The sequence below is a fragment of the Phycicoccus flavus genome, assembly GCF_004025965.2.
Taxonomy (GTDB): domain Bacteria; phylum Actinomycetota; class Actinomycetes; order Actinomycetales; family Dermatophilaceae; genus Phycicoccus; species Phycicoccus flavus.
In genome coordinates this window covers 1-4,129 of record NZ_SAYU02000123.1, presented here as the reverse complement: position 1 = coordinate 4,129, position 4,129 = coordinate 1, and the positions used below count along the sequence as shown (strand labels likewise).

The 4,129-nt window shown below is 74.0% G+C and carries 5 protein-coding genes; 4 read left to right on the top strand and 1 reads right to left on the bottom strand.

Annotated elements, in window-relative coordinates; translation table 11 throughout:
- The 4 genes from EPD83_RS19870 to EPD83_RS19855 all read left to right on the top strand — a co-directional run.
- The coding region (locus EPD83_RS19870) for an ABC transporter ATP-binding protein (RefSeq protein ID WP_164896844.1) at window positions 1-609 on the top strand (609 nt) is incomplete at its 5' end.
- Window positions 606-1,403 carry an ABC transporter permease gene (locus EPD83_RS19865; protein ID WP_128368545.1) on the top strand — a complete coding sequence of 266 codons (798 nt, stop codon included), beginning with the start codon at window positions 606-608 and terminating at the stop codon, window positions 1,401-1,403. The genes EPD83_RS19870 and EPD83_RS19865, both read left to right, overlap by 4 nt.
- A 23-nt stretch (window positions 1,404-1,426) precedes the next feature.
- The gene (locus tag EPD83_RS19860) at window positions 1,427-2,683 is read left to right on the top strand and encodes a sensor histidine kinase (RefSeq protein WP_165567051.1); all 1,257 of its coding nucleotides are present in this window, start codon (window positions 1,427-1,429) and stop codon (window positions 2,681-2,683) included.
- The gene (locus EPD83_RS19855) at window positions 2,680-3,309 is read left to right on the top strand and encodes a response regulator (protein ID WP_165567050.1); all 630 of its coding nucleotides are present in this window, start codon (window positions 2,680-2,682) and stop codon (window positions 3,307-3,309) included. Before EPD83_RS19860 ends, EPD83_RS19855 begins: the two co-directional genes overlap by 4 nt.
- 8 nt (window positions 3,310-3,317) lie before the next feature.
- Here the strand turns inward: EPD83_RS19855 and EPD83_RS19850 are convergent, their stop codons facing one another.
- Window positions 3,318-3,998 (bottom strand): VTT domain-containing protein, encoded by a 681-nt coding sequence (locus tag EPD83_RS19850; RefSeq protein ID WP_128367772.1) that lies wholly within the window; start codon window positions 3,996-3,998, stop codon window positions 3,318-3,320.
- Window positions 3,999-4,129: the final 131 nt, after the last annotated feature.

Below are 4,129 nucleotides of genomic sequence, written 5' to 3'. Positions count from 1 at the left end.
CTGGACCTGCTGACCCCGCGCGAGGTCCTGCGCAGCGCCGCCCGCTGCTACCGCAGCCCCCGCGACGTCGACGACGTCATCGAGGTGACCGGCCTGGCCGAGAAGGCCGACCGGCGCGTCTCGGGGCTCTCCGGCGGGCAGAAGCGCCGGCTCGACGTCGCCCTCGGCATCGTCGGCCGGCCCGAGCTCGTCTTCCTCGACGAGCCGACGACGGGGTTCGACCCCCAGGCCCGTCGCGACTTCTGGGCCCTCATCCGCGGCCTGGCCGACGAGGGCACGACGATCCTCCTCACGACCCACTACCTCGACGAGGCCGAGCACCTCGCCGACCGGGTGGGGGTCATCGCCGCCGGGCGGCTCCTGGCCCTGGACACCCCGGCCACCCTGGGCGGTCGCCGCCGGGGGGAGGCCAGCGTGTCGTGGGAGGAGGACGGGGCCGTGCACACCGTCGCGACCCGCGAGCCGACCGCCGAGGTCGCCCGGCTCGCCGCCCGCTTCCCCGGCGAGGTGCCCGAGCTCACCGTCACCCGCCCCTCGCTCGAGGACACCTACCTCGGGCTCATCGCGCCGCACGTCGCCGGCGCCGCGTCGCAGGAGGTCCCCGCATGAACACCCTCGCCCTCGGCCTGGACCGCACCCGCGTCGAGCTGACGATGTTCTCCCGCGAGAAGGAGGCCGTGCTCTTCGGGTTCCTCTTCCCGATCCTCCTGCTCGGGCTGTTCTCGGTGATCTTCGGACCCCAGTTCGAGGACGGCGGCGCGCAGATGACCGCCGCGCAGTTCTTCCTGCCCGGCATGGTCGCCGCCGGCGTCATCCTCACGAGCTTCCAGACGATGGCCCTCTCCGTCGCCTCCGAGCGCGACGACGGCACCCTCAAGCGGCTCCGCTCCACGCCGATGCCGCCGGTGGCGTACTTCCTCGGCAAGGTCGGGCTCGTCGCCGTGACCTCGGCCGTGCAGCTCGTCGTGCTGCTGCTGACCGCCCGGTTCGCCTTCGACGTGCCGATGCCGGAGGGCGCCGCGCGCTGGGGGACGCTCGCCGCGGTGTTCGTCCTCGGGCTCGTCACGGGCACGGTGTGCGGCATCGCCTACTCGTCGCTGTCGAGCTCGCGCTCCATCGGCGCGGTCGTCATCGGCCCGATGCTCGTGCTGCAGTTCATCTCCGGGGTGTACATCGGCTGGGACTCGGTGCCGGACTGGCTGCGCCAGGTCGCGGCGATCTTCCCGCTGAAGTGGATCGCCCAGGGGATGCGCTCGGTCTTCTACCCCGACGCCCTGGCCTCCCTGGAGATGGCCGGGTCCTGGGAGACCGGCCGCACCCTGCTCGTCCTCGCGGCCTGGGCGGTCGGCGGGCTCGTCCTGTGCGTCCTCACCTTCCGCTGGTACAAGCGCGGGACGGTCTGAGCGTGGCGCGGGAGGATGGGCCGGTGAGCGAGCCCGACCACGTCACCGACACCGGGGACTCCAGCGCCGACCTCGTCGCGATGTGGCGGCGGCAGGAGCCGTTCTGGCACGCGGTCTTCGCCGCCGTCTGGGTCGCTGCCGTCGTCGTCGCCCTGCTCGACGAGCCGGGCCCCTCCGGCCGGTGGCCCTCCCTCCTGCTGTTCGCGGTCATCGCGGCGGCCTACGCCGTCCTCGGCGTCCGGGGCATCCGGCAGGACGAGCGGGCGGGTCTGGCCTACCAGGTCCTCGCCTGGGGGGCCCTGCTCGGTATCCAGGCGCTCGATCCCGGCACCGAGTCCTGGATGCTCTACTTCGTCCTCTTCCCGCAGCTGTGGGCCATGGTGCGGGTCCGGTGGGCTGCGGTCGGGACCGTGCTGGCCCTCGCCGCCTTCGGCGTCCTGCGGTTCGTCCAGAGCGGGTTCGACCGCCAGATCGTCGGGCCCATCCTCGTCTCCTCCGTCATCTCGCTCGCGGTCTCGCTGGCGCTGGGGCTGTTCATCAACCGGATCGTCCAGGAGGCGCACACCCGCGCGCGCACCATCGACGAGCTGCGGGCCACCCAGGCGCGGCTGGCCGCGGTCGAGCGGGACCGCGGCGTGCAGGACGAGCGCGAGCGCATCTCCCGCGAGATCCACGACACCCTCGCGCAGGGCTTCACCTCGGTCGTGGCCCTGGCCCGGGCGGCCGACTCCGCGCTGGCCCGCGGGGACGAGGCGACGGCGCGCGAGCGGCTCGGGCTCATCGAGCGGACGGCGGTCGACAACCTCGCCGAGGCCCGGCTCATCGTCGCCGAGCTCACCCCCGGGCACCTCCAGTCGCGCACGCTGGCCGAGGCGCTGCTCCGGCTCGGGGAGGCCGTCACCAGCGAGACCGGCCTGCACGCCGACGTCCGGGTCAGCGGCGAGCCGGCGCCGCTCGGGGGCGCGGCCGAGGTCGTCCTCCTGCGCACCGCGCAGGAGGCGCTGTCGAACGTGCGGCGGCACGCCGCGGCGGCCCGGGTGGACGTCGCGCTGGCCTACGAGCCCGAGCGGGTGGTCCTCTCGGTGTCCGACGACGGCCGCGGCTTCGACCCCGGCGAGGGCTCCACGGGGTTCGGCCTCGACGGCGTCCGGGCGCGGGCGGCGGAGGTCGGCGGGACCGTCGACCTGCGCAGCGACCCCGGGGCCGGCACCTGCCTGCGCCTCGAGGTCCCGCGGGTCGACGTCGGGCCCGTGCTCGCGAGTCCCGGGGTCGCCCGGTGATCCGGCTGCTCGTCGTCGACGACCACCCCGTCGTGCGGGCCGGCATGGTCGCCGTCCTCGGCGAGGAGGCCGACCTCGAGGTCGTCGGCGAGGCCGCGAACGGCGCCGAGGCGCTGGCGCTCGTCCCGCGGCTCGGGCCCGACGTCGTCCTCATGGACCTGCGGATGCCCGTCCTGGACGGGGCGGACACGACCGCGCGGCTGCGGGCCCTGCCCGACCCGCCGCAGGTCCTCGTCCTCACGACCTACGACACCGACGCCGACATCGTCCGCGCCGTCGAGGCCGGCGCGCGTGGCTACCTGCTCAAGGACACCCCGACCGCCGTCCTCACCGACGCCATCCGCCGGGCCGCCCGCGGCGAGACGGTGCTGGCGCCACCGGTGGCCGCGCGGCTGGCGGACCGGCTGCGGGCCCCGGTGGGGCCGGAGCTCACCGGGCGCGAGGTCGAGGTGCTGCGGCTCGTCGCGCGGGGGCTGTCGAACGCGCAGGTCGGCCGCGAGCTGTTCATCGGCGAGGCGACGGTCAAGACCCACCTGCTGCGGGCCTTCGCCAAGCTCGGCGTCTCGGACCGGACGGCGGCGGTGACGGCCGCCCACCGCCGGGGTCTCCTCGACCTCGACGCCTGACCCCTGGGTCAGGAGCGGCCGAGGTCCTCGACGACGTCGGCGGAGCCCTCGCGGACCTCCTCGGGCGACATGCCCCGGGCGCGGCGGTGGCGCAGGTACTCGACGACCATCGGGATGACCGAGAGGACGACGATGCCGAGGATGACGAGCTCGAGGTGGTCCTTGACGAAGCCGACGTTGCCGAGGAAGTAGCCGGCCAGCGTCACGACGAGGACCCACAGCGCGGCGCCGACGGCCGACCACGTGACGAAGTGCCGGCGCTCCATCCGGCCGATGCCGGCGACGACCGTGATGTAGGTCCGCACGACGGGCACGAACCGGCCGAGCACGAGCGCGCGGGCGCCGTACCGGCCGAAGAACTCCTCGGTCTGGTCGAAGTACGCGCGTTTGACGATGCGTCCGTCGTGGTTGCGCAGTGGGGAGCCGACCCCGCGTCCGATCTCGTACCCGACGACGTTGCCCGCGATCGCCGCGAGGAAGAGGCCGACGAGGGCGACGAGCAGGTTGTCGTGCAGCTGGCCGCCGGCGATGAAGATGCCGACCGAGAACAGCAGGGTGTCGCCCGGGAGGATCGGGAAGAACAGCCCGCACTCGACGAAGACGATGGCGAGCGCGATGAAGAAGAACGCCGTCCCGTAGGTGTCGAGGAGGTACTGCGGGTCCATCCACTGCGGGCCGAGTGCGTGCATCACGTCGGAAAGGCTACGGCTCCGGTGCCCCCTCGGGGTGTGCGCGACCTGTGGGTTGCCTGTGCTCACCTACGCTGTCGCGGCATGGAGGCCGAGGACGACGGGCGCGAGGTCGGCGTCGGACCGTGGGA

Excerpts from the sequence above, each read along its gene's own strand:
- EPD83_RS19865 (WP_128368545.1), top strand. The coding sequence starts at position 606 with ATGAACACCCTCGCCCTCGGCCTGGACCGCACCCGCGTCGAGCTGACG.
- EPD83_RS19850 (WP_128367772.1), bottom strand. The coding sequence starts at position 3,998 with ATGCACGCACTCGGCCCGCAGTGGATGGACCCGCAGTACCTCCTCGAC.